The following is a 22,171-nucleotide window of genomic DNA, read 5'->3' on the forward strand; positions in this document are numbered from 1 at the left end:
ATCAGCATGACTCGCACGGCCAGCACCAAATGGGAATCCCAATTCGGACTCGTTTGTCGCGATCAATCCACTAGTTCTGGGCGGAGGGCTGACGCGCCCGCCCCGAGCCGGCGGCCTTTCGGGTCGGGGTTCAGACCAGCAGGGCGTCGTCCGCATCGGTGCTTTGGTCATCTGACGGGTCGTCCAACACGGTATCGTTGGCAGCCTGATCCGAAGTTCCGGTCAGCAAGGTCAGCGCGTTATCCGGCGTGACTTCGTAAGTCAGGAACTCTTGCGACTGAACCGTGCCGCTGTCGTCCCGTCCCTCGCGGATCAATTCGTACAGGTGGTTCTCATCCTGGTCCCAGGCGTCGTCATGGGTGGGCACAAACCAGTCTTTTGCCGCGATTTCTCCGGTATCCTGATCGACCTCGAACAACAGCGCGTCGGGGCCATCCAGAGTATACAGCAACCCACTATTCGGGGCCGGATCAGGTTCAGGTGCAAGATCAGGGTCAGGGACGACCGGCTCCTGGCCTGCCGGCTCCGGCGCGGGATCGCCGGGATCATCGTCGCCGACAGGCGCAAGGACTCCGTCCGCGACGGTGTCAAAGCGCAGGTGTTCCGACTGCGGCGCGCTTCCGTCGTCAGGCGTCGCCACACGGGTCACTTCGTAGATGTAATCTTCATCCGCATCCCATGCATCGTCCAGGCTGGGATGAAACCAGTCTTTCGGCGAAATCTCCCCGGTCAGGTCATCGACGTCGAACAGATGTGCATCCGGCCCCTGGATCGCAAAGCTGGTGGCCCCGACCGGTGCGGGCAACGGGTCTGTCACGGGATCGGATGCCGGATCGGGATCTGGATCGGGGACCGGATCGGGATCAGGCTCAACGGGGTCCCCTTCCCCGACGGGTTCCAAAGCACCATTCGCGACGGTTTGCAGTTGGATCACTTCGGATACCGGGGCGCCGCCATTCACGGGTGTGGTCAAGCGGATCAGCTGGTAGACATGGTCTTCATTCGCATCCCAGGCATCGTCAAGGCTGGGCGTGAACCAGCTTTTGGGCGTGATCGCCCCGCTCAGCGGGGCAATGTCGAAGAGGAACGCGTCCGGGGTATCGCCAAGGGCATAGATCACGTCGCCCCCGGTCTGTGGCGGCGCAGGCACCGGATCGACCGGATCGGGCGCTGGCTCCGGGTCGCCGGGGTCGATCGGGTCGCCGTTGGCATCATAGGCGACGCCGTCGATCACGTGATAGGTTTCGTCCACGTATTGCCGTCCGGTCCAGTCGACGTAGCGCGGCAGCAAGACGCCGTTTTCATCGGTCGTCCCGCTGTCGTGCGCGGCATACGCCAGCATCACGTCCAGCACGTTCTGAGCGTCTTCGGGCGACAGATTGGCCGCCATCTGGTCCGAGGCATAGTTGACATAGTGCGTCACACTGTAGGTCTGACCACTGTAGCCGTCCAACGCCTCTTGCGCGAACTGGGTGACATGCAAGTGATCGGTATGTTCCCCCGCCGCATGTTCGCCATCAGCCACTTGCAGACGAAAAGCGTCCGGCGCATGCGCCTCCATCACGCCGGTCAACACGTTCAGCAGGTCATCGCGGGAATACTCTGCCGCGCCGTCCTTGGTTGTCACCGTTTCACGCGTCCCGTCATAAAGCCGCGCGATCGAGAAGTAGTCGTCCGGGTCGGGGATCGCCCCTGCCCCGTCCGGAAGTCGCAGAAAGTACAGCCGCACCTCTGGCGCGCTTTCCAGAACAGAGGAGTGCAGTTGATAGGTCGACCCGCCCTGCGCGATCTCGACAACCTGATCGACCCAGTCATTGGCCCCGGCCATAAGCCCATAGGCAGCCTTGGCCCCGTCTTCGCGCCCCATCCAGTACTGCGCGCCATATCCCGCATCCCCCGCGGTCACGAAAACCGTGGTGCTGGGCTCGCCGGCGGCAATGGCACCGGCGATATCGGGGTTCATGAACAGAAGGTCGTCATCCGCATGGGCGACGATGGTCATCGCACCACCGGTCATCAGCTGAGGCATGGTTGGCATCTTCGCGGTTTGTCGCGCACTGGACCGAGGTGCAGTCACACTCGTGTAGAAACAGCGCAGACCCTGAATTGATGTCCGTCACGTACACCTTACCAAAGGTCACCTTTCTGACAACGTCCCCCTGAAAAACCGCCAACAATGATCTGTCTGGAACCAACATTGTTTCCAAACGGGAAAATCGTCCACACATATGCGTCAACAATCCGAACCTTTTGCGGGCCTTGTTGACCGACGACAGGGAATCGCGGCGCCGCCATGGCACCCACGGTTGGCTCCGGGCGTGTCCGCAAGGCGCCCTAGCGGACGACGTAGACCGACTGGCGCGCGTGGCGGACCACCTTGGCTGAATTTGGGCCGATCAGGTAATCCTGCATATCCGACCGGTGCGACGCCAGCACGATCAGGTCACAGTTCAGCCTGTCTGCGGCCTCGAGGATCTTCTTGTAGATCGAGCCATGCACGACGTCACAATCGGCACGGACATCCCCTGGCACTTCGCGCGCAACCAGCGCCTGAAGCTCTGCCCGGGTCGACTCTTCGGCCTTTTCGGAAAAGTCACTGGGGAAATACGACCCGACGATCGACTTGCCAAAGTCGGGGATGACGCTGAGAACGTGCAGCGACGCGCCGTCCAGCCGGGCAAGCTCTACCGCCTTGGGCAGTACCTTGGCCCAGCTGCTTTCGTGGTTCAGATCGACGGGCACCAGAATGGACTTGGTCATCGCGTGTCCTCCTCAGACGGCTGCCGTTTGACGGCGGGCGCGGCCCAGCTGCAACCAGGCGATCAACGCCAGCAAGGCCAACGCAGGGATATAAAAGACCTCTTTCGGCATCCGGTCGTTTTCGATCAGAACCGCGTCCACCACCACCGGATCGTCGAAATCCCCGAAAGCGAACTGGGTTTGCAGATCGGTCAGCTTGGAATCCCAGGTCACGCCATCGACGACGGTCTTGTCATCCTCTTCCAGCGTCATCAGCCCCGCGTTCATGAAACGGCTTTCGCCATCCCCCGCGCCGCCAAGATTCAGCATCACCGTGGAACTTGTATGCCCACCGTCAAAATCCGGCCCGGCAATGCGTATCCGCAGGTCAGCCCCGTCCGGCATCTCGGCCGCCACGGCATAGGCCGCCGCCCCCGGTCGTTCGGTGAACTCGGGCTCGACCATATTCAGCCAGAAGCCCGGTCGAAACAGGGTAAAGGCAATCAGCAACAGCGCCGCGCTTTCCCAAAGGCGGGACTTGGCCAGGAACCAGTTCTGCGTGGCGGCGGCGAACAGCATCATCGCCACCACCGCGACAATGAAGACGAACACCGCCTTCAACGGGGTCACGTCGATCAGCAGCAGTTCGGTGTTGAAGATGAACAGGAACGGCAGGATCGCTGTCCGCACGTCATAGCTGAAGCCGATGATGCCGGTCTTGATAGGATCACCCTTGGAAATGGCGGCTGCGGCAAAGGCGGCAAGCCCGACAGGTGGCGTATCGTCGGCAAGAATCCCGAAGTAGAAAACGAACATGTGCACCGCGATCAGCGGCACGATCAAACCCGATTTCGCCCCCACAGCGACGATCACGGGCGCCATCAGCGACGTGATGACGATGTAGGTCGCCGTTGTCGGCAGCCCCATGCCCAGCACCAGCGAAAACAGCGCCACGAAGATCAGCATCAGCAGCAGGCTGCCGCCCGAGATCACCTCGATGAATTCGCCGATCACCTGGTGCGCGCCGGTCAGCGACACAGTGCCGACGATGATGCCCGCGGTGCCGGTCGCTACCGAAATGCCGATCATGTTGCGGCTGCCCGCAATCATCCCGTCCAGGAATTCAGACCAGCCCCGGCCCCAGTCGGTCATGCCCTGACCCCGCAGCATCGCTTTCAACGGGTGCTGGGTCAGCATGATGAAGATCATCGACAGCGTCGCCCAGAAAGCAGACAGCCCCGGCGACAGACGTTCGATCATCAGGTTCCAGATCAGCACAACCACCGGCAAGACGTAGTAGTAGCCGGTCTTTGCCGTCGGCCCCGGTTCCGGCAAGGCGGTGAAGGGCGCATCCGGATCGTCGATTTCCAGGTCGGGGAATTTTGCAGACCAGTTCAGCAGCACCATGTAGGCGGCAAAGAACAGCAGCGCCATGCCCGGCAAGGACCAGTCACCCAACAGGGGCTTGAGCCAGCCGAGCCCGTAGTAGATTGCCAGGCTCAGCCCGCAAAAGATCGCCAGCCCCAGTACCAGCCCGGTCAGCCGCTGCACCGCGGATCTCTTGATCCCTTGCCGCGGCAGACCTTCCAGCCCCATCTTCTCGGCCTCAAGATGGACGATATAGACCAGCGCAATGTAGGAAATGATCGCGGGCAGGAAGGCGTGCTTGACCACCTCCAGATAAGAAATACCCACATATTCCACCATCAGGAACGCCGCGGCCCCCATGACAGGTGGGGTCAGCTGGCCGTTGGTGGAACTGGCCACCTCGACCGCGCCGGCCTTTTCCGCGGGAAAACCCACGCGTTTCATAAGCGGAATCGTGAAGGTGCCGGTGGTCACCGTGTTCGCAATGGACGAGCCCGAGATCAGGCCCGTGGCGGCCGAGGCCACGACGGCGGCCTTGGCCGGACCGCCCTTGAGATGCCCCATCAGGGCGAAGGCCAGCTTGATGAAGTAATTGCCGGCCCCGGCCTTCTCCAGCAGCGACCCGAACAGAACGAACAGGAACACCATCGACGCGGAAACCCCCAGCGCAAGACCAAAGACACCTTCGGTCTGCATCCAGAAATGGCCCATCGCCTTGGAGAAAGACGCCCCCTTCCACTGCATTGCGTCGGGAAAGAAATCGCGGTCGCCGAAAAAGACATACATCAGGAAAAAGAACGCCACGAGCACCATCGGCAGCCCCAGCGCCCGATAAGTTGCAACCAGTACCACGGCCAGACCGACGGCAGAGGCGACAACATCGCCCGTGGTCCAAAGCCCGGGCCGGTCGGCGATCGCGGTCTGGAAGACCAGCAGGTAAAGCGTGGCGTAAAGCCCCGCGGCGATCAGCAACCAGTCATACCAGGGGATATGATCGCGGGCCGATTGCTTGAACGCGGGAAAGGCCAGCGTCGCCAGAGTCAGGCCGAAGGTCAGGTGCAACACCCGTTCCACATCAGAGTTGATATAGATCCAGCTTTGCCCGGTGGCTTGTGCGAGGATCGCCGGCAACGGCGATGCGTTAAAGACCTGCGCAAAAGCCCAGACCAGCGCCACCAGCGCAATCAACTTGCCCTGCCAGCCGGTCGGATTGCGCGCGCCGACGTCAAGATCGGCGGCGAATGCCTCGGCCTCGGCCACGCCTTGCGGGCCTTTCCTGGTATCACTGGTCATGGTGTCCCCCTGTCCCGAAATCCGTCCCGACATCCGGGTGGCACGTTGGCCGTGCCGGTGCGTTCCGACCCCAAAGGCCCGAAACGAAAAACGCGAGGGCCTGGGCCCTCGCGTTTCAGGCTGTCTGGATCACTCCATCAGGCCCAGTTCCTTGTAGGCGCGGATCGCGCCGGGGTGCAGCGGTGCCGAAAGGCTGTCACGGATCATTTCCTCGGCCTTGAGATTGGCAAAGGCCGGATGCAGCTTGCGGAAATCATCCAGGTTGCCCAGAACCGCCTTGGCGACCTGATAGACCGCTTCATCCGACACCTTGGCAGAGGTCACGAACGTCGCGCCGACGCCAAAGGTCTGGATGTCATCGGGGTTGCCCGGGTACATGCCGCCGGGAATGGTGGTCTTGCGGTAATAGGGGTTGTCGGCAACCAGCTTGTCGATTTCAGGCGCAACCGCTGGGATCAGCTTGGCGTCGCAGCTGGCCACGGTTTCCTGGGTCAGCGCCGACGGGTGACCCACCAGCCAGAAATAGCCGTCGATCTTGTTGTCGCACAGCGCGCCAGAGGTTTCCGACGACTTCATCTGCGCCGCCAGCGCCAGATCGCCCCGGTCCCAGCCCATCGCAGCTTCGATCACTTCCCAAGTGCCCAGCGTGCCGGACCCCGGGTTGCCGATGTTGAACCGCTTGCCGGGAATGTCGGTGATGTTCTTGATGCCGCTGTCGGCGCGGGCCAGGATCGTCACCGGCTCGGGGTGCACCGAGAACACGGCGCGCAGGTCTTCGAACGGGCCCGCTTCTTCGAATTTCGAAGTGCCATGATAGGCATGGTACTGCCAGTCCGACTGCGCCACGCCAAATTCCAGTTCGCCGGCACGGATGGTGTTGATGTTGTAGATCGAGCCGCCGGTCGATTCCACCGAACAGCGGATGCCATGTTCCTTGCGGTCCTTGTTGACCAGACGGCAGATCGCGCCACCGGTCGGGTAATAGACCCCGGTCACCCCGCCGGTGCCGATCGACACGAATTCCTCGGCCACGGCCACCTGGCCGGAAATGGCAAATGCACCCGCAATGGCTGCGGTTTTGAAAAGATTCATGGTTGACTCCCTTGTTGTCGCTCAGCGTTCCGAGCACGTTTCGCCGGTTTGTCCGGCCCTGTTGTCACTGTCGTCTTGTCGACATCTGCGGTGTCGTTTTTGACGATTCTGTGGCTCTACCCTAACACCCTGCACGGGGTTGTGAAGGCTTTGTTACCAATTGGTCAAAACGCGCCCTGGTAATCCTGCTTGTCGATCTCGCAGGCCAGGATGGTAAAGCAATCGCGTCCCGCTGCTTCATTCAACGCCTTGGCAAGGCTGGTGGAATCCCGAACGGTTTCGCCATGTCCGCCATAGGCCCGCGCCAGTGCGACGAAATCTGTCCGGCCGAAAACGACGCCGCATTCGGGCAATTGCATTGCCGCCTGCTTGCGCCCGATCAGGGTCAGCGCGTCATCGACCAGCACCACCACGGTCAAGGCCAGGCCCATGTCGCGCAGCGTCGCCAGATCGCCCGGCGCCATGTCCAGACCGGCGTCCCCCATGACGGCAACCACCGGCGTTTCGGGGCGGGCGCACTTGACCCCGATGGCCAGCGGCAGCGCGACACCCATGGTACAGAACGCCGCCGATTGCAGCAGATGACCGGGGCGTTTCGCCGTGAAGATCTGGCTGAAGAGGATGCGATGCGCGCCGCTGTCGACGGTCAGAACGCTTGCCTCGGGCAGTTCCGAGTTCAGCGCGTGGAAAACCGCGTGCGGGCCCCAGCCATCGCGCCGGGCAAAGGCCCGCGTCAGGGCGGCGCGGACCTGCTGCGGCTCTTCTCCGGGCCAGAGACCCGAGAGCGGTTCACGCAGCCCGTCCGACAGGGCGGTCACCACAGAGCGCACATCGCCGACCCAGCGCAGGGCGGATCCGTGCATGCCATGTTCGGCCTGCGCGTGGCAGAATTCCAGCGCCTGTTCCGGCTCCCAGGGGCGGATCCAGTCCGACCGCATCTCGATCGGGTCATAGCCGAAACACAAGATGCAGTCAGACGCGCGCAGAAGCGGCAGGACGTGTTTGTCCGACAAGGGCGACAGACCATGCCCGCCAAGCGCCAGGGGATGGTGCTCGGGCACGATCCCCTTGGCCTTGTAGGTGGTCAGTACCGGGATGCCGTGGGTTTCCGCCAGGGCGCGGATCGCGTCGCCCGCGCCGTGCAGAACCGCCCCGATCCCGGCCAGGATCAGCGGCGCGCGGGCGTGGCGCAACCGTTGCAGCGCGGTGTCCAGCACCGCCCCCGGCCCCAGCGTGGCGCGTTCGGTGAACCGCGCAGGCCCCGGCAGGTCGGGCGCGGGGGTCCGCGCCAAGGTATCGGGCAGGTCGATATGCACCGGCCCCGGCGGATCGGCCAGCGCCAGCGCCAGCGCCTTTTGCACAACTGCGTGGGCATTGCCCTCGGCCACCTGGAAGCTGGCCTTGGTGATCGGGGCCAGCAATGCCTGCTGGTCGATCACCTGGTGGGTGAACTGGCTGGCCGGCGCCGGGCCGATGCAGCCCGACAGCACGACCAGCGGCACCTGTTCCTGAAAAGCGTTGGCGACCGAATTGACCCCGTTGGCCAGGCCCGGCCCGATCGTCGTCAACAGAACCCCCGGTGCGCCGGTCGCCTGCCACGCGCCTTCGGCCATGAACCCGGCGGCATTCTCGTGCTTGCACAGGATAAAACTTACCCCTGCCCGGTCCAGCGCATCCAAGAGCACCAGAACCTCGCCCCCCGGCATGCCGAAGGCATGGCTGCAGCCCGCCGCTGCCAGCGTTTCGGCAATCGCTTCGGCCGCGGTCTGTGTCATTTTGCGCCTTTCAGGTAACCGTCGCGAGTCTGCGGCACCTTCATGCCAAGGATCGCGCCCGCCACCTGCGTCCGCAGGATCTGCGCGGTGCCGCCGCCGATGGTAAACATCCGCGCATCCCGCGCCATCCGTTCCAGCGGCAGGTTGCGCGAATACCCGGCAGACCCGTGGATCTGCAGCGCGTCATTGGTGACCTTGATGGCGGTTTCGCTGGCGAGGATCTTGGCCTGCGCCGCTTCGCGCATGTCCGGAAATCCGCTGCCGCCGTTCAACGCCGCCTGGTGGATCAGCGCGCGCGCCGCCGACAGGCCGATCGACATGTCCGCCAGCATCCATTGCAGCCCCTGGAATTCGGCGATGGGCCGGCCGAACTGTTCGCGCGTGCGGGCATGGTCCAGCGCGTGTTCATAGGCCCCCTGCGCAATTCCCAGCGCCACCGTCGCCGCGCCGATGCGCTGGCCGTTGTAGGCATTCATCAACCCGGCAAAGCCGCGTTTCAACCCCTCTGGCGGGATCACCACCCTGTCCTGCGGCACCACGAGGTTGTCAAAGATCACCTCGGTCTCGGGGATGCCGCGCAAGCCCATGGCGGGTTCGCGGGTCCCGATCTTCAACCCCTCGGCCTCACCGCGCACTGCGATGAAACCGCAGATGCCCTTGAACGCCCCGTCCTCGATGACACGGGCAAAGATCAGGTGCAGTTTCGACACCCCTCCGCCGGTGATCCAGTGCTTGACCCCGTTCAGGACATAGTCAGTGCCCTGTTTGACCGCCGTGGTCGTCATTTCCGTCGCGGCAGAGCCCGCCCCGGGTTCGGTGATGCAGATCGCGGGCTTGTCCCCGGACAGGACCAGATCGGCGGCCAGCCGTTTTTGCGCGTCCGACCCATAGCGCATGATGGCGCCCAGGGCGCCCATGTTGGCCTCGACCACGATACGGCCGGTCACGCCGCAGACGCGGGCCATTTCCTCGACCACCAGAACCGCATCCATGTAGGTCAGACCCTGCCCGCCATATTCGGCGGGGATGGTCATGCCCATGAACCCCGCCTTTGTCAGCAGGTCGACGTTGTCCCAGGGATATGCCTCGGTCCGGTCGACCTCTGCCGCGCGGGGGCGGATCTTGTCTTCGGCCATCTGGCGGGCCGCCTCTTTCAGCGCTTTCTGGGTGTCGGTCAGGTAGAACATCACGGCTCCTTCGGGGGCATGTCGGGAAAGAATTCGTCCCGGATCTCTTGGGTATGTTCGCCACAGCGGGGGGGCGGGCGGCGATAGGTGACGGGCGTGCGGGAAAATTTCACCGGGTTGCCGATCAGGCGGATGCCATCTGGCCCGGCATCCGGGTGGTCCATCCGCACCACAATGCCGCGCGCCTGCGCCTGATCGCTGGCAAAGACTTCTGGCAGGGTGTGGATCGGCCCGCCGGGGACGCCCGCGCGGTCCATCGCGGCGATCAGGTCGGCCTTGCGCCAAGCAACGATCCGGTCCTGCAACAGCGCGATCAGCGTGTCGCGATGATCCAGCCGTGACGGGTTGGTGGCAAACCGCGGGTCGCGGGCCAGCGCATCAAGCCCGAGGATGCCACAGAAGGCCGCGAACTGCCGGTCATTGCCCGCCGCGACGATCAGATGGCCATCACTGGCCTGGAACACCTGATAAGGCACGATATTCGGGTGCTGGTTGCCAAAGCGGCTTTCGCTGCCATCCATCAGGAAATTCGTGCCGGCGTTGGCCAGCCAGGACATGGTCGCATCGACCAGCGCAAGGTCGATGTGCTGGCCCTCGCCGGTCGCGTCGCGGTGGCGCAGCGCGGCCAGGATCGCGGTGCTGGCATACATGCCGCACATCATGTCGGCGATGCCGACGCCCACTTTCATCGGGTCCGCCCCCGGTGCGCCGGTGATCGCCATGATCCCGGCATAGGCCTGCGCCATCAGGTCATAGCCCGGCTTGTCGGCATTGGGTCCGGTCTGGCCGTAGCCGGTGATCGAACAGTAGACCAGCCGGGGATGGGCCGCGCACAGCGTGGCGTGATCCAGCCCGTATTTGCACAGACCGCCGCGCTTGAAATTCTCGATCACCACGTCGCAGCGCCCGGCCATCTGCCGCAGCCGGTCGACCTGCGCCGGGTCGGTCATGTCGACGGCGATCGACCGCTTGTTGCGGTTGGCAGCCAGGTAATAGGCGCTTTCCCGGCTTTCATGGCCCGCATCGTCCGTCACATAGGGCGGCCCCCAGGCGCGGGTATCATCACCCGCCCCGGGGCGTTCGACCTTGATCACATCGGCCCCCATGTCCGCCAGAAGCTGTGTGGCATAGGGCCCCGCAAGGATGCGGCTGAGATCCAGGATGCGGATGCCCTGCAACGGTCCTGTCATGGTGCGTCCCCCTTTGCAGGACAGCATAGGGGGCGCTTAGCGTCTGCCATAACGAAATTACTGGAAACATAGCGTCTGATTTTCTAACGCTATTGCATGAAGATTTCCCAACTCCGCACCCTTCTGGCAATCCGCGACAACGGCAGCCTGTCGCGCGCCGCGCAGGTCGTACACCTGAGCCATTCGGCCCTGTCCACGCAGATGACACAGCTGGAACAGGACCTGGGCAGCGCGCTCTTCGTCAAGGGCCGCCGCCCGGTGATGCTGACCGCCTTTGGCCTGCGGTTCTGCGTTGAGGCCGAGGACGTCCTGGGTCGGTTCGATGCGCTGCGCCAAAGCGCCGGGGGCGACCGGACCGACGGCACGATCCGCGCGGGCTTTGTGCCGACCACGCAGCAGACGTTGCTGCCGGTGGTGCTGCGCGGCCTGGGTGCGACCTTTCCTAAGTTGCGGGTGCAGGTGACCTCCGGCCTGTCGGGCGATTTGGCCGAGCAGGTGGCGCGCGGGCATCTGGACCTTGCGGTGATGACGGCGGGGGACCGCATCGGCCCAGAGATGGAGCAGACCGAAATCGCGCGCGAACCGCTTTGCGTCGTGGCGCCCCCTGACACGGCGGGCGATGCCGAAAGCTGGCTGGGCACCCTGCCCTACATCGCCTTTGCCCGCGACACCCGGCTGGGTCAACAGATCGAAACCGGGCTGTCGGCGCTGAAACTCAGGCCCGAAACAGTGATGGAAATCGACTCGCTCGACACGATCGAGGCACTGGTGCGCGAAGGGTTGGGCTGTTCCATCCTGCCACAACGCCTGTTTGCCCCTCCGCTACAGGACCGACTGACCTGTCTGCCGTTTCCGCAGGACGGTGCCGCGCGGCGGCTGGCGCTGCTGCGGCGACGGGATTTCAACCGTCCGACGGTCTGGGCCGAACTGCGGCGGTTGCTGGCCTAGACCGAACCGCGCAGCGGTTTCAGCGCCTGGTACATCTGACGATAAGCCTGCAAGCGCGCGCCATGGCGGCCCATGTCACCGGGCGTGATCGTCAGGTCGGTCTCTGGCTGCTGCGCCAGATCGTCCAGCGTCATCGCCCCGTCGGCCACCGCGGCCAGCCTGGCCGCGCCGATGGCCGGCCCCGCCTCTGCCCCCGCGATCCGCGCCAGCGTCAGCCCGATGACATCGGCGATGGTCTGCAACAACAGCGGGCTGCGCGCCCCGCCGCCCTGCACCAGCATCACCTCTGGCGGGGGCATCTGGTCGCCCACCACCTGCGCCGCATCGGCAAAGGCATAGGCGATCCCGTCCAGCACACCGCGCAGCATCTGCCCGCGCGTGGTGGCGTTGCCAATGCCGTAGAACCCGGCGCGGATGGTGTCATCGCCATGCGGCGTGCGTTCGCCGGTCAGGTACGGCAGGAACAGCGGGATGCCCTGATCCGTCACCGCGGCCTCGTCCAGCAACGCGGCAACCGGGGCCTGCACCATGTCGGCGAACCACTGCATCGGGCGTGCGCCGTTCAGCAGCGCCGCCATGTGATACCAGGTGTCCGGCAGGGTGTGGGCAAAGCTGTGCAACCCCTGGTCAGGTGCCGCCGAATAGCTTTGCGCCGCGACAAGAAACTGACCCGAGGTGCCCAGGCTGATCATCCCACGCCCGTCCCGGACCACGCCCGCCGCCAGCGCCCCCGCCGGCGCATCCGCCGCGCCGGCCACGACGGGGAGTCCCCCGGGCAGACCCAGCGCTTCGGCGGCCTGGGCGGTCAGCGTCCCGGCCACCTCGATTCCCGCCAGAACCTCTGGCAGCCAAGCAGGGTCGGTTCGGGTGGCGGCGCACAGCGCGTCGCTCCACCGGCCCCGGGCCTGATCGAACAGGAAACTGCCCCCGGCATCGCCGCGGTCGGTCACGAAACGCCCGTGCAGGCGGTAGCCGATGTAATCCTTGGGCAGCAAAAGGTGACGAATACGGGCGTGTACCTGCGGCTCGTGCACCGCCACCCAGGCCAGTTTCGGCCCTGTCAGCCCCGGCATCGGCCGCACGCCCGCGACTTGCGCCAGGTCGGGCGCATCGCGCCACACCGCCGCGCATTCCGCCGAACAGCGCCCGTCGTTCCACAGGATCGCGGGCCGCAGCACCGCGCCCGCGCCGTCCAGCAGCACCGCGCCGTGCATCTGCCCCGACAGGCCGATCGCGCGCACGTCCCCCAGCCCGTCCAACTGGCGCACCGCACGGCAGACCGCCTGCCACCAGTCTTCGGGCGCCTGTTCGGACCATCCCGGCGCGGCGTGCGAAATCGTCAGCGCCACACTTGCGGCCTGTACCAGCCGTCCCGACGGGTCCATCCGCACCGCCTTGACGCCGGATGTGCCAATATCAATCCCAAGGTACATTTGCGCCTCCTGCGAATCCTTGCCGCAAGGGTGACACCCTCGCGCCGACCGGCAACCCTTTTCCCGACCGAGCAGGCACTGTAAACCGCAATTATGCCTCAGACATTCAACACGCCGGCCGACCTTCTGAACCACGGTTTCGACACCGTGATCGACGTCCGCAGCCCCGCCGAATTTGCCGAAGACCACATCCCCGGCGCGATCAACCTGCCCGTTCTCGACAACGAAGAGCGCGCGCGGGTCGGCACGCTTTACAAACAGGTGTCGCCGTTTACCGCGCGCAAGCTGGGGGCGGCGCTGGTGTTCCGCAATGCCGCCGCCCATGTCGAAGGGCCGCTGGCCCATCACGAGGGCGACTGGCGCCCGCTGGTCTATTGCTGGCGCGGCGGACAGCGATCGGGGTCGTTCGCCTGGATGTTGGGGCAGATCGGCTGGCGGTCAGACACGATCGCGGGCGGCTACCAGACCTATCGCCGGCTGGTTTACCGCGCGCTGTACGAAGCCCCGATTGCGCAACGGGTGATCCTGCTGGACGGGTTCACCGGCACCGCAAAGACCGAGGTCCTGCACCGGGTGGCGACGCTGGGCGCGCAGGTTCTGGACCTGGAAGGGCTGGCCAATCATCGCGGCTCGCTTCTGGGACGGATGGGGGACCAGCCCAGCCAGAAGGCGTTTGAATCGGACATTGCCTGTGCGCTTGCGCGGATGGACCCGGCCCGCCCGGTGCTGGTCGAGGCGGAATCGAACAAGGTGGGGGCCCGCATCGTGCCGCCCAGCCTGTGGAAGGCGATGTGCGCCGCCCCCCGAATCGAAGTGACGGCAACGCTGGAGGCGCGCAGCGCGTACCTGCTGCAGGCCTATGCCGATGTGCTGACCGATGGCGACCGGCTGCGCGAAAACCTGACCCCGCTGCGGCACTTTCGCGGGCACGAGGTGGTGGACCGCTGGTTCGCGTTGATCGAGGCGGGCGACAAGCCCGGCCTGACCCGCGCACTGATGGAGGATCACTACGATCCGGCCTATTCAAAGTCGCGCACCAGCATCGGAGCCGCCTGCATGGCAGAGGTCGACGCGGGCGCGCTGGACGGCCCGGCACTGGACCGCGCCGCGCAGGCGGTGCTGCGGATCATGGATCAGACGATCGAAACCTGACCCACGTCCGGGGTTATTTTCCCTATGATCGCAGCATCATATCCGGCGATCTTCAACTTATCTTTCAAGATCGCTGCCTGCCCGGCATCAACCACCGCCAAAAGCCCGCCACAGGTTTGCGGATCAAACAGCAGCCGGGTGCGGGCCTCTTCGATCACCCCCGGAACAAGCGCGCGATTGTCCGGGTAAAGCGAGGACGCAACGCCGCTGTCCGACAGCGCCCGCGCGCCGGGCAGGACCGGGATGGCGTCCACCGCGATCTCTGCCCCGACGCCGCTGGCCGCGCAAATGCCCTGCAGGTGACCGGCAAGGCCAAAGCCCGTCACATCAGTCATCGCATGGGCCTGCGACAGGATCCGCGCAGCATTGCCCTGAGCAAGGGACATATTGGCGAAACAGGCGGCCACGTCCGCGCCGCGCGCCTGCCCCGCCATTTCCGCCGCCAGCACCACGCCGGTGCCGATCGGCTTGGTCAGGATCAGCGCATCGCCGGGCCGCGCCCCGGCCAAGGTGATCGGATCACGCTCCAGCAGGCCGGTGATGGAAAACCCGATGGTCATGCCGGCGCCCATCGTGGTGTGGCCGCCCACGATTTGCGCGCCCGCATCCGCCATGACCTCTCCGGCGACGGCCATGATTTCCGACAGGGTGCGCTGTTGCAGATCGGCGCTCATCCTGGGCAGGACGATCTGCGCCAGCGCGGCCTGCGGCGCCGCCCCCATGGCCCAGACATCCCCCAGCGCATGCACGGCGGCAATCCGCGCCATCAGCGCCGGATCGGCCGTGACGGCGGACAGGTGATCGGTGGTGAGGACCTGCCGGGTGTCGCCCATCACCAGCAGCGCCGCGTCGTCGCCCGGCAAGGGCGTCACGTCAGGGCGTGGTCTGGGCAGGTCCGCCACGGCGGCGGCCAGGGCCCCGCGCCCGACCTTCGATCCGCAGCCGGTGCACAGGGGTTTGTGCAAAGCCTCATCCCCCTTGGCGCGGAGTTTCGTCAGATCGGGGCCTTTCATCACGGGCAAGTCGCGGAATTTCTGCATGAACCGCTGGTCGATCCAGTCCTTCCAGCGCCACATCAGCGCCCCCGACAGCGGCAGGCCCTGCTTTTCCGCCAGGGCCGTCTTGTCGCCCATGGAGATCAGCTTGAGATAGTCGGCTTGCGGCTGGTAGTCCTGCCAGTCCGTGCCCGCCAGCGCCGCCCGCAGGTTGGCCAGCAGGACCGGCGCCTGCCGCACCGCGAAGACACCCGCCTTGGGGCGCGGTGCATGGGTCATGTGGGCGCAATCGCCGGTGGCAAAAACGTCCGGGGCGCTGGATTGCAGCCGGGCGTTCACCTTGATGAACCCGTCCTGAAGGTCCAGCCCGCAGCCGGCAATCCAGCCATGGGGCCGCGTGCCCGCCGCGCCGGTGACGAAGCCTGCCTCGATGACCTGGCCGCCGGCCAGCTCCAGCCCGGTGGCGGTGACGCGGTCGATCCGCGCGTTTTCATGCAGGGTCACGTTCAGTTCGGCCATCGCCTGCAAAAGCCGCGCGCGTGGTTTCGCGCCCAGCACCGACAGTGCCGTCGCGGCCTCGACCAGGTGGACCTGCGCCGGGCGCCGGCGCGTTTTCAGTGCAAAGGCCATGGCCAGCGCCAGTTCCACACCCGCGACCCCGGCTCCGATCACCGCGACCGAGGCAGGGCCGTTGCCGTCACGATAGGCCGCCCAGCGGGTCGCGAAGGTGCCCAGAGGTTTCGCGGGTGTGCCATGATCGGCGAACCCCGGAAGCGCGGGCATTTCCGAGGTGATGCCGACATCGACCGAGCAGATGTCATAGCCGATGGGCGGCCGTCCCGGCACATGCACGGTTTTGGCCACCGGGTCGATCCGGTCGACCGTGCCAAGGATCACCCGCGCCCCGGCGAAACGCGCGAGTTTCACCAGGTCGATGTCAAGCGCGTCGCGGTCGTAATGGCCTGCGACGAAGCCCGGCAGCATCCCGGAATAGGGCGCCGTGGGGCCAGGGTTGATCACGGTCAGCCGCGCGCCGTGCAGCGGCGACATCCCCCACATGCGCAGAACCAGCGCGTGGGTGTGGCCACCGCCAACGAAGACAAGATCGCGAGTCAGGGGGTATTCGGGTGTCATGCGGACAGCTCTAGCACGGGGTGTCGGCGCTGACCAAGGACGCGTTGGCGCTGACCAAGGACGCGTTGGCGCGGGCGGACAGGGACGGCAGCGAGGGGTTTCACACCCCTCGCGCTCCCCGTGGGATATTTTCAGCCAGAAGAAGGGGCTGGTGCGGTTCATCATTTGGGCATAAGCGCGGGACCGGGACCGGAAGGGAGAGACGGCTTTGGACAATCTGCGCGGGATCGGGTTCATGGTGCTGTCGATGGCGCTGTTCGCGGTCGAGGACAGTTTCATCAAGGCGTCTTCGGGCCACATGCCGACCGGGTTGATCCTGATCGTTCTGGGCAGCTGCGGGGCGGTGTTCTATGCGGTCCTGGCGGCGCGGCGCGGGCACCGGGTGGTGACGCCGCTGTTGCTGACGCCGCCGATCCTGGTGCGCAACCTGTCGGAACTGTTCGGCACCATGGCCTTTGTCACCGCGCTGTCGTTGATCCCGCTGGCCACGGCGGCGGCCATCGTTCAGGCGACGCCGCTTCTGATGACGCTGGGCGCGGCTGTTCTGCTGCGCGAACCGGTGGGTTGGCGGCGCTGGACGGCGATCTGGGTCGGGCTGTCGGGCGTTCTGCTGATCCTGCGGCCGGGGATGGACAGTTTCGACCCCAACGCGCTGTTCGCCGTGCTGGGGGTGCTGGCACTGGCGGCGCGGGACCTGGGCGCGCGCTACGTGCCGCGGGACGTGTCGAACCTCGTGCTGTCCTGTTACGGCTTTGCCTCTGTCGTGCCGGCCGGGGTGCTGTTGCTGCTGATCTCGGGCGACTGGCCGGCCTGGCCGGGGGCGATGCCGGCGGCGTTGCTGGCGGGCGCGGTGATCTTCGGCGTTGCGGGCTATTACGGCATCACCATCGCCACGCGCACGGGCGACGTGTCCGTGGTCACGCCGTTCCGGTACACCCGGTTACTGTTCGCGATGATCCTCGGGGCGCTGGTCTTTGCCGAACTGCCCGACTGGCCGACGCTGGCGGGGGCGGCCATCATCATCGTGACCGGGGTCTACACCCTGCTGCGCGAGGCCCGGTTGCGGCGGGCGCAGCGGGCCGCGGCCGGGGCACGGCGCTGAACGGGAAACGCCCGGCTTTTCCGCTGGGGAAACTCTGTGCGGGGCCGTTAGCGCTGTGGTTGTTTACATTCCTTGCCCGGGTGCTATGAACGCCGCGAACCCGCCATTCGGAGAGGCCAAATGAGCACCATCATCGACATTCACGCCCGCGAAATCCTGGACAGCCGGGGCAACCCGACGGTCGAAGTCGACGTACTTCTGGAAGACGGCACGCTGGGCCGCGCCGCGGTGCCCTCGGGCGCCTCGACCGGGGCCTACGAGGCGGTCGAAAAGCGCGACGGCGACAAGAGCCGCTACATGGGCAAGGGCGTTCTGGAAGCCTGCGCCGCCGTCAACGGCGAGATCGCCGAGGCGCTGGTCGGTATGGACGTGACCGAACAGCTGGCCATCGACACCGCGATGATCGAACTGGACGGCACCGACAACAAGGGCCGGCTGGGCGCCAACGCCATCCTGGGCGTGTCGCTGGCCGCGGCCCGCGCTGCCGCCGATTACACCGCGCAGCCGCTGTTCCGCTATGTCGGCGGCACTTCGGCCCATGTTCTGCCGGTGCCGATGATGAACATCATCAACGGCGGCGAACATGCCGACAACCCGATCGACATCCAGGAATTCATGATCATGCCGGTGGCCGCGGAAACCATCCGCGACGCGGTGCGCATGGGCTCCGAAGTGTTCCACACGCTGAAAAAGGAATTGTCGGCGGCGGGCCTGTCGACCGGCCTGGGCGACGAAGGCGGCTTTGCCCCGAACCTGGGGTCGACCCGCGACGCGCTGGATTTCATCCTGAAGTCGATCGACAAGGCCGGCTACACGCCGGGCGAGGACATCTACCTCGCGCTCGATTGCGCCGCGACCGAATACTACAAGGACGGCAAGTACGTCCTGGCCGGTGAAGGCAAGACCCTGAGCAGCGACGAAAACGTCGCCTACCTGCAGGCACTGTGCAACGACTACCCGATCATCTCGATCGAGGACGGCATGAGCGAGGACGACTGGGACGGCTGGGCCAAGCTGACCGCCGCGCTGGGCGACAAGATCCAGCTGGTGGGCGACGACCTGTTCGTGACCAACCCCACCCGCCTGGCAATGGGCATCGAACGCCGCTGCGCCAATTCGATGCTGGTCAAGGTGAACCAGATCGGGTCGCTGTCGGAAACGCTGAAGGCCGTCGACATGGCGCATCGCGCGCGCATGACCAACGTCATGTCGCACCGGTCCGGCGAAACCGAGGACAGCACCATCGCCGATCTCGCCGTGGCCACCAACTGCGGTCAGATCAAGACTGGCTCGCTGGCCCGGTCTGACCGGCTTGCGAAATACAACCAGCTGATCCGGATCGAGGAAATGCTGGGCGAAACCGCCGAATACGCCGGCCGGTCGATCCTGCGCTAAGCATTCGGGTTCCTGACCCGACCAAGGCCCCGCCCGTTGTGGCGGGGCCTTTTGCGTTGTGCGCGGCGCGCGTCCGTGGCTTCATGACGGACAGGGAGGCACGCCATGCCGCTGACGATCCGCGCACCGCGCACCACCGCCGACTGGGACGCCGCGCGCCGGTTGTGCTGGGAGTATCGCGATTTCCTGCTTGGGCTGGAGGCCGAAAGCGTCCGGGTCGCACAACTGGCTTATCCTTTTGAGAAATACACGCGCTTGATGAACCGGCTGGAGGCGGAACATTCCGCCCCCAACGGCGGTCTTTTCCTTGTGTTGCAAGATGATGCGCCGGTTGGCTGCGGCATGTATCACCGCCTGTGTCCCAACACGGCGGAAATCAAGCGCGTCTATATCGCGCCCGACGGGCGTGGCCTTGGGGCCGGGCGCGCACTGATGCAGCGGCTGATCGGGGATATCCGCGATCAGGGGTATGCCCGCATCCTGATGGATACGGGCAAGGTGCTGACCACTGCCACGGCGCTGTACCTGTCGCTGGGGTTCAGGCTGCGCGGCCCCTATCAGGACGTGCCGCCAGAGGCAGAGGGGCTGCTGCGGTTTTTCGAAATGGGGCTGGGTTGACGCGGCGGCGCTTGCGCGCGCGGCGACGCGGTGCCAGTCTGGCGCCATGACACAGGCCCTGATCTTCGATGTTTTCGGCACCTGCGTGGACTGGCGCAGCTCGGTCGCGCGCGCGGTGGCGCAGGCTCTGCCCGGCGTCGATGCGCTGGCCTTCGCCGATGCGTGGCGGGGCGAATACCAGCCCGCGATGGAACGGATCCGGGCGGGCGGGCGCGGCTATGTCGCGCTGGACGATCTGCATCTAGAAAACCTGCACCGGGTGGCCGAACGGTTCGGGGTGACGGCCCCCGATACGCTGAACGCGGCGTGGGAACGGCTGGACCCTTGGCCCGACGTGGTCCCCGGGCTGACCGCGCTCAGGCAGCGCCATATCCTTGCGCCCTGTTCCAACGGGTCGATCGTGCTGATGACCCGGCTGGCACGCCATGCGCGCCTGCCCTGGGACTGCATCCTCGGGGCCGAGATCGCGCGGGACTACAAGCCCAAGCCAGAGGTCTACCTGGCCTCTTGCGCGGCGTTGCGGCTGCACCCGTCGGCGGTGATGATGGTCGCGGCGCACAATGACGACCTGGTCGCGGCGCGCGCGGTCGGGCTGCGCACCGCTTTCGTGACGCGCGCAACCGAACACGGGCCGGGCCAGACAACCGATCTGACGCCAGCAGACGACTGGGACATCGTCGCCCCCGATTTCATCGCCCTGGCCCAGAGGCTGACATGACAGCGGATCAGATCATCGCGACACTGGGATTGATGCCCCACCCAGAGGGCGGGCATTACACCCAGACATGGGTGGCAGAAAACGCGGGCCGGCCCACGGGCACCTGCATCTATTTCCTGCTGAAAGCCGGCGAAAGCAGCCATTGGCACCGGGTCGATGCCACCGAGATCTGGCATTTCTATGCCGGCAGCCCGCTGATCCTGTCGATGGCCGAAACCGACGCCGGGCCACGCCGCGACCTGCTGCTTGGCCCCGATCTGGCCGCCGGGCAGCGCCCGCAACTGATCGTGCCGGAACAGCACTGGCAGGCCGCGCGCAGCACGGGCGGCTGGACGCTGGTGGGGTGCACCGTCAGCCCCGGGTTCCGGTTCGACGGGTTCGACCTGGCCCAGCCGGGGTTCGATATTCCCCCCGGCTGAGTCCACGCCTTACAACAACTTCCGGGGGTCAGCCCGCGATGGCGCGGACATACCCCACAAGCTGCGCGGTCGAGCCGTCCTTGCCGTCGGCGCTGGCCTCTCCGGTCACCAGCGGCCCCAGCGCTGTGGCCAGTTCCTTGCCCAGTTCCACCCCCCATTGGTCATAGGAATTGATGCCAAGGATCACCCCTTCGACGAACACCCGGTGTTCGTACAGCGCGATGATCCGGCCCAGCATCTTCGGCGTCAGCTTTGGATAGATCAGCGTGGTGGACGGACGGTTGCCCGGGAACACCCGGTGGCGGGCCTGACGCTCCAGCTCGTCGCCGTCGAACTTGCCCGCCACCTTGGCGCGCGCTTCGTCCAGCGACCGGCCGCGCAGCAGCGCTTCGGATTGGGCAAGGCAATTGGCCACCAGCAACTGGTGATGATGCGCCAAGTCGGCTTCATGCCCCTGCGCCGCGACAAGGAATTCGCAGGGGATGACCCGCGTTCCCTGGTGGATCAGCTGGTAAAACGCGTGCTGGCCGTTGGTGCCGGGCTCGCCCCAGACCACCGGGCCGCTGTGATAGGGCAGATCGGCGCCGTCCATGCTGACGCCCTTGCCGTTGCTTTCCATTTCCAGCTGCTGAAGATAGGCGGGCAGCCGCGACAGGCGGTTGTCATAGGGCAGCACGGCGCGGGTGGCATGGCCCATGCCCTGGTTGTGCCAAAGCCCGACCAGCGCCAGCAGCACCGGCATGTTTTGCGCCAGCGGCGCTGTGCGGAAATGCGCGTCCATCTCCTGCCCGCCCTCAAGGAAGGCGCGGAAATCCTCTGGCCCTATGGCGATCATCACCGACAGGCCAATCGGCCCCCAGACGGAATAGCGCCCGCCGACCCAGTCTTCGAAGCCAAAAACACGCTCAGCCGGGATGCCCCATTCCGCTGCCCCGGCAAGGTTCGACGACAGCGCGATGAACCGCCCCTCGGTCCCCTGCTCGTGCGCCGCCAGCCAGTCGCGCGCAGTGCGGGCGTTGGTCATGGTTTCGATGGTGGTAAAGGTTTTCGACGCGATGATGAACACGGTCTTCGCCGGATCGCACTGCGCCAGCTTGTCGTGGATGTCGGCACCATCGACGTTCGACACGAAATGGCAGCGCGGCCCGTCGGCATAGGGCGCCAGCGCCAGATAGGCCATCACCGGGCCAAGGTCAGAGCCACCAATGCCGATGTTGACCACGTCGGTCACGTCGCTGGCGCGCAATTCTGCGGCCAGCTTTTCCATCCGGGCCAGCGTATCCAGCACCTCGGGCATTACGTCCTGGCCGTCCACCGTCACCACCGCGCCCGACAGGTTGCGAAGCGCAGTGTGCAGCACCGCGCGGCCTTCGGTTTCGTTGATCTTCGCACCCGAGAACATGGCGTCGCGCCGGGCCTCGACCCCGCGGTCCGCGGCCAGTTTCAGCAGCGCGGCGCGAATGGTGTCATCCAGTTGCGTCTTGGAATAGTCGAACAGCATGTCGCAGGCCGACAGCGAAAACTCGGCTGCCCGCGCCGGGTCTTCAAACAAATCCAGCATTGACCGGTTCGAAACGTTACCGGCAAGTTTCTTCAATTCTTCAAACATGACT

At 65.6% G+C, this 22,171-nt stretch carries 17 protein-coding genes; 7 read left to right on the forward strand and 10 right to left on the reverse strand.

The features are described 5' to 3' along the window. Positions 1–130 precede the first annotated feature (130 nt). The 7 genes from VK792_RS17190 to VK792_RS17220 all read right to left on the reverse strand — a co-directional run bounded on the left by VK792_RS17190 (position 131) and on the right by VK792_RS17220 (position 10,644). Positions 131–2,038: a PIG-L family deacetylase gene (locus VK792_RS17190; RefSeq protein WP_326299103.1), complete on the reverse strand. Its 1,908-nt coding sequence runs from the start codon at positions 2,036–2,038 to the stop codon at positions 131–133. Between the two features lie 296 nt (positions 2,039–2,334). Beyond that, the gene (locus tag VK792_RS17195; protein ID WP_326299104.1) at positions 2,335–2,760 is read right to left on the reverse strand and encodes a universal stress protein; all 426 of its coding nucleotides are present in this window, start codon (positions 2,758–2,760) and stop codon (positions 2,335–2,337) included. 12 nt (positions 2,761–2,772) lie between these two features. Further along, on the reverse strand, positions 2,773–5,400 hold the full coding sequence (locus tag VK792_RS17200) for a TRAP transporter permease (protein ID WP_326299105.1): 2,628 nt from the start codon (positions 5,398–5,400) through the stop codon (positions 2,773–2,775). A gap of 129 nt (positions 5,401–5,529) precedes the next feature. Next, positions 5,530–6,492, reverse strand: coding sequence for a TAXI family TRAP transporter solute-binding subunit (locus tag VK792_RS17205; RefSeq protein WP_326299106.1), 963 nt, complete (start codon positions 6,490–6,492; stop codon positions 5,530–5,532). A 164-nt stretch (positions 6,493–6,656) separates the two neighbouring features. Next, positions 6,657–8,267 carry a thiamine pyrophosphate-binding protein gene (locus VK792_RS17210; protein WP_326299107.1) on the reverse strand — a complete coding sequence of 537 codons (1,611 nt, stop codon included), beginning with the start codon at positions 8,265–8,267 and terminating at the stop codon, positions 6,657–6,659. Beyond that, positions 8,264–9,454 carry a 3-sulfinopropanoyl-CoA desulfinase gene (gene acdA / locus VK792_RS17215; protein WP_326299108.1) on the reverse strand — a complete coding sequence of 397 codons (1,191 nt, stop codon included), beginning with the start codon at positions 9,452–9,454 and terminating at the stop codon, positions 8,264–8,266. Before acdA ends, VK792_RS17210 begins: the two co-directional genes overlap by 4 nt. Then, complete coding sequence (locus VK792_RS17220; RefSeq protein WP_326299109.1) at positions 9,454–10,644, reverse strand: CaiB/BaiF CoA transferase family protein; 1,191 nt, start codon at positions 10,642–10,644, stop codon at positions 9,454–9,456. The genes acdA and VK792_RS17220 overlap by 1 nt, the downstream gene beginning before the upstream one ends. A gap of 96 nt (positions 10,645–10,740) precedes the next feature. Between VK792_RS17220 and VK792_RS17225 the strand changes: the two genes are divergently transcribed. Beyond that, positions 10,741–11,592 carry a LysR family transcriptional regulator gene (locus VK792_RS17225; RefSeq protein ID WP_326299110.1) on the forward strand — a complete coding sequence of 284 codons (852 nt, stop codon included), beginning with the start codon at positions 10,741–10,743 and terminating at the stop codon, positions 11,590–11,592. Here the strand turns inward: VK792_RS17225 and xylB are convergent. Beyond that, positions 11,589–13,025 carry a xylulokinase gene (gene xylB, locus VK792_RS17230; RefSeq protein ID WP_326299111.1) on the reverse strand — a complete coding sequence of 479 codons (1,437 nt, stop codon included), beginning with the start codon at positions 13,023–13,025 and terminating at the stop codon, positions 11,589–11,591. The genes VK792_RS17225 and xylB overlap by 4 nt on opposite strands. A 93-nt stretch (positions 13,026–13,118) precedes the next feature. Here xylB and mnmH point away from each other — a divergent pair, with 93 nt between their 5' ends. Beyond that, the gene (mnmH, locus tag VK792_RS17235) at positions 13,119–14,177 is read left to right on the forward strand and encodes a tRNA 2-selenouridine(34) synthase MnmH (RefSeq protein WP_326299112.1); all 1,059 of its coding nucleotides are present in this window, start codon (positions 13,119–13,121) and stop codon (positions 14,175–14,177) included. On the opposite strand, the gene selD is transcribed toward mnmH, so the two are convergent. Further along, on the reverse strand, positions 14,159–16,306 hold the full coding sequence (gene selD, locus VK792_RS17240; RefSeq protein WP_326299113.1) for a selenide, water dikinase SelD: 2,148 nt from the start codon (positions 16,304–16,306) through the stop codon (positions 14,159–14,161). The two genes, mnmH and selD, sit on opposite strands and share 19 nt — an antisense overlap. A 208-nt stretch (positions 16,307–16,514) precedes the next feature. Between selD and VK792_RS17245 the strand changes: the two genes are divergently transcribed. The 5 genes from VK792_RS17245 (at position 16,515) to VK792_RS17265 (ending at position 20,558) form a co-directional block, all read left to right on the forward strand. Then, the gene (locus tag VK792_RS17245) at positions 16,515–17,408 is read left to right on the forward strand and encodes a DMT family transporter (RefSeq protein WP_326299114.1); all 894 of its coding nucleotides are present in this window, start codon (positions 16,515–16,517) and stop codon (positions 17,406–17,408) included. A gap of 120 nt (positions 17,409–17,528) precedes the next feature. Beyond that, positions 17,529–18,803, forward strand: a complete 1,275-nt coding sequence (eno, locus tag VK792_RS17250; protein WP_326299115.1) for a phosphopyruvate hydratase — start codon at positions 17,529–17,531, stop codon at positions 18,801–18,803. 105 nt (positions 18,804–18,908) lie between these two features. Next, positions 18,909–19,421, forward strand: coding sequence for a GNAT family N-acetyltransferase (locus tag VK792_RS17255; RefSeq protein ID WP_326299116.1), 513 nt, complete (start codon positions 18,909–18,911; stop codon positions 19,419–19,421). 46 nt (positions 19,422–19,467) lie between these two features. Beyond that, a complete protein-coding gene (locus tag VK792_RS17260; protein WP_326299117.1) occupies positions 19,468–20,139 on the forward strand; it encodes a haloacid dehalogenase type II in 672 nt (223 codons plus the stop codon). Beyond that, complete coding sequence (locus tag VK792_RS17265; protein ID WP_326299118.1) at positions 20,136–20,558, forward strand: cupin domain-containing protein; 423 nt, start codon at positions 20,136–20,138, stop codon at positions 20,556–20,558. The genes VK792_RS17260 and VK792_RS17265 overlap by 4 nt, the downstream gene beginning before the upstream one ends. A 28-nt stretch (positions 20,559–20,586) precedes the next feature. On the opposite strand, the gene pgi is transcribed toward VK792_RS17265, so the two are convergent. Then, the gene (gene pgi / locus VK792_RS17270) at positions 20,587–22,167 is read right to left on the reverse strand and encodes a glucose-6-phosphate isomerase (protein WP_326299119.1); all 1,581 of its coding nucleotides are present in this window, start codon (positions 22,165–22,167) and stop codon (positions 20,587–20,589) included. Positions 22,168–22,171 lie beyond the last annotated feature (4 nt).

The sequence above is a fragment of the Mesobacterium hydrothermale genome (genome assembly GCF_035818635.1).
Lineage (GTDB): Bacteria > Pseudomonadota > Alphaproteobacteria > Rhodobacterales > Rhodobacteraceae > Mesobacterium_A > Mesobacterium_A hydrothermale.

What these genes read in the sequence shown, in the direction of transcription:
- acdA (WP_326299108.1), bottom strand. Translation starts at nt 9,454, where the DNA reads ATGTTCTACCTGACCGACACCCAGAAAGCGCTGAAAGAGGCGGCCCGC.
- VK792_RS17225 (WP_326299110.1), top strand. Translation starts at nt 10,741, where the DNA reads ATGAAGATTTCCCAACTCCGCACCCTTCTGGCAATCCGCGACAACGGC.
- pgi (WP_326299119.1), bottom strand. Translation starts at nt 22,167, where the DNA reads ATGTTTGAAGAATTGAAGAAACTTGCCGGTAACGTTTCGAACCGGTCA.
- xylB (WP_326299111.1), bottom strand. Translation starts at nt 13,025, where the DNA reads ATGTACCTTGGGATTGATATTGGCACATCCGGCGTCAAGGCGGTGCGG.
- VK792_RS17205 (WP_326299106.1), bottom strand. Translation starts at nt 6,492, where the DNA reads ATGAATCTTTTCAAAACCGCAGCCATTGCGGGTGCATTTGCCATTTCC.
- VK792_RS17190 (WP_326299103.1), bottom strand. Translation starts at nt 2,038, where the DNA reads ATGCCAACCATGCCTCAGCTGATGACCGGTGGTGCGATGACCATCGTC.
- mnmH (WP_326299112.1), top strand. Translation starts at nt 13,119, where the DNA reads ATGCCTCAGACATTCAACACGCCGGCCGACCTTCTGAACCACGGTTTC.
- VK792_RS17265 (WP_326299118.1), top strand. Translation starts at nt 20,136, where the DNA reads ATGACAGCGGATCAGATCATCGCGACACTGGGATTGATGCCCCACCCA.
- VK792_RS17260 (WP_326299117.1), top strand. Translation starts at nt 19,468, where the DNA reads ATGACACAGGCCCTGATCTTCGATGTTTTCGGCACCTGCGTGGACTGG.
- eno (WP_326299115.1), top strand. Translation starts at nt 17,529, where the DNA reads ATGAGCACCATCATCGACATTCACGCCCGCGAAATCCTGGACAGCCGG.
- selD (WP_326299113.1), bottom strand. Translation starts at nt 16,306, where the DNA reads ATGACACCCGAATACCCCCTGACTCGCGATCTTGTCTTCGTTGGCGGT.
- VK792_RS17195 (WP_326299104.1), bottom strand. Translation starts at nt 2,760, where the DNA reads ATGACCAAGTCCATTCTGGTGCCCGTCGATCTGAACCACGAAAGCAGC.
- VK792_RS17210 (WP_326299107.1), bottom strand. Translation starts at nt 8,267, where the DNA reads ATGACACAGACCGCGGCCGAAGCGATTGCCGAAACGCTGGCAGCGGCG.
- VK792_RS17255 (WP_326299116.1), top strand. Translation starts at nt 18,909, where the DNA reads ATGCCGCTGACGATCCGCGCACCGCGCACCACCGCCGACTGGGACGCC.
- VK792_RS17200 (WP_326299105.1), bottom strand. Translation starts at nt 5,400, where the DNA reads ATGACCAGTGATACCAGGAAAGGCCCGCAAGGCGTGGCCGAGGCCGAG.
- VK792_RS17220 (WP_326299109.1), bottom strand. Translation starts at nt 10,644, where the DNA reads ATGACAGGACCGTTGCAGGGCATCCGCATCCTGGATCTCAGCCGCATC.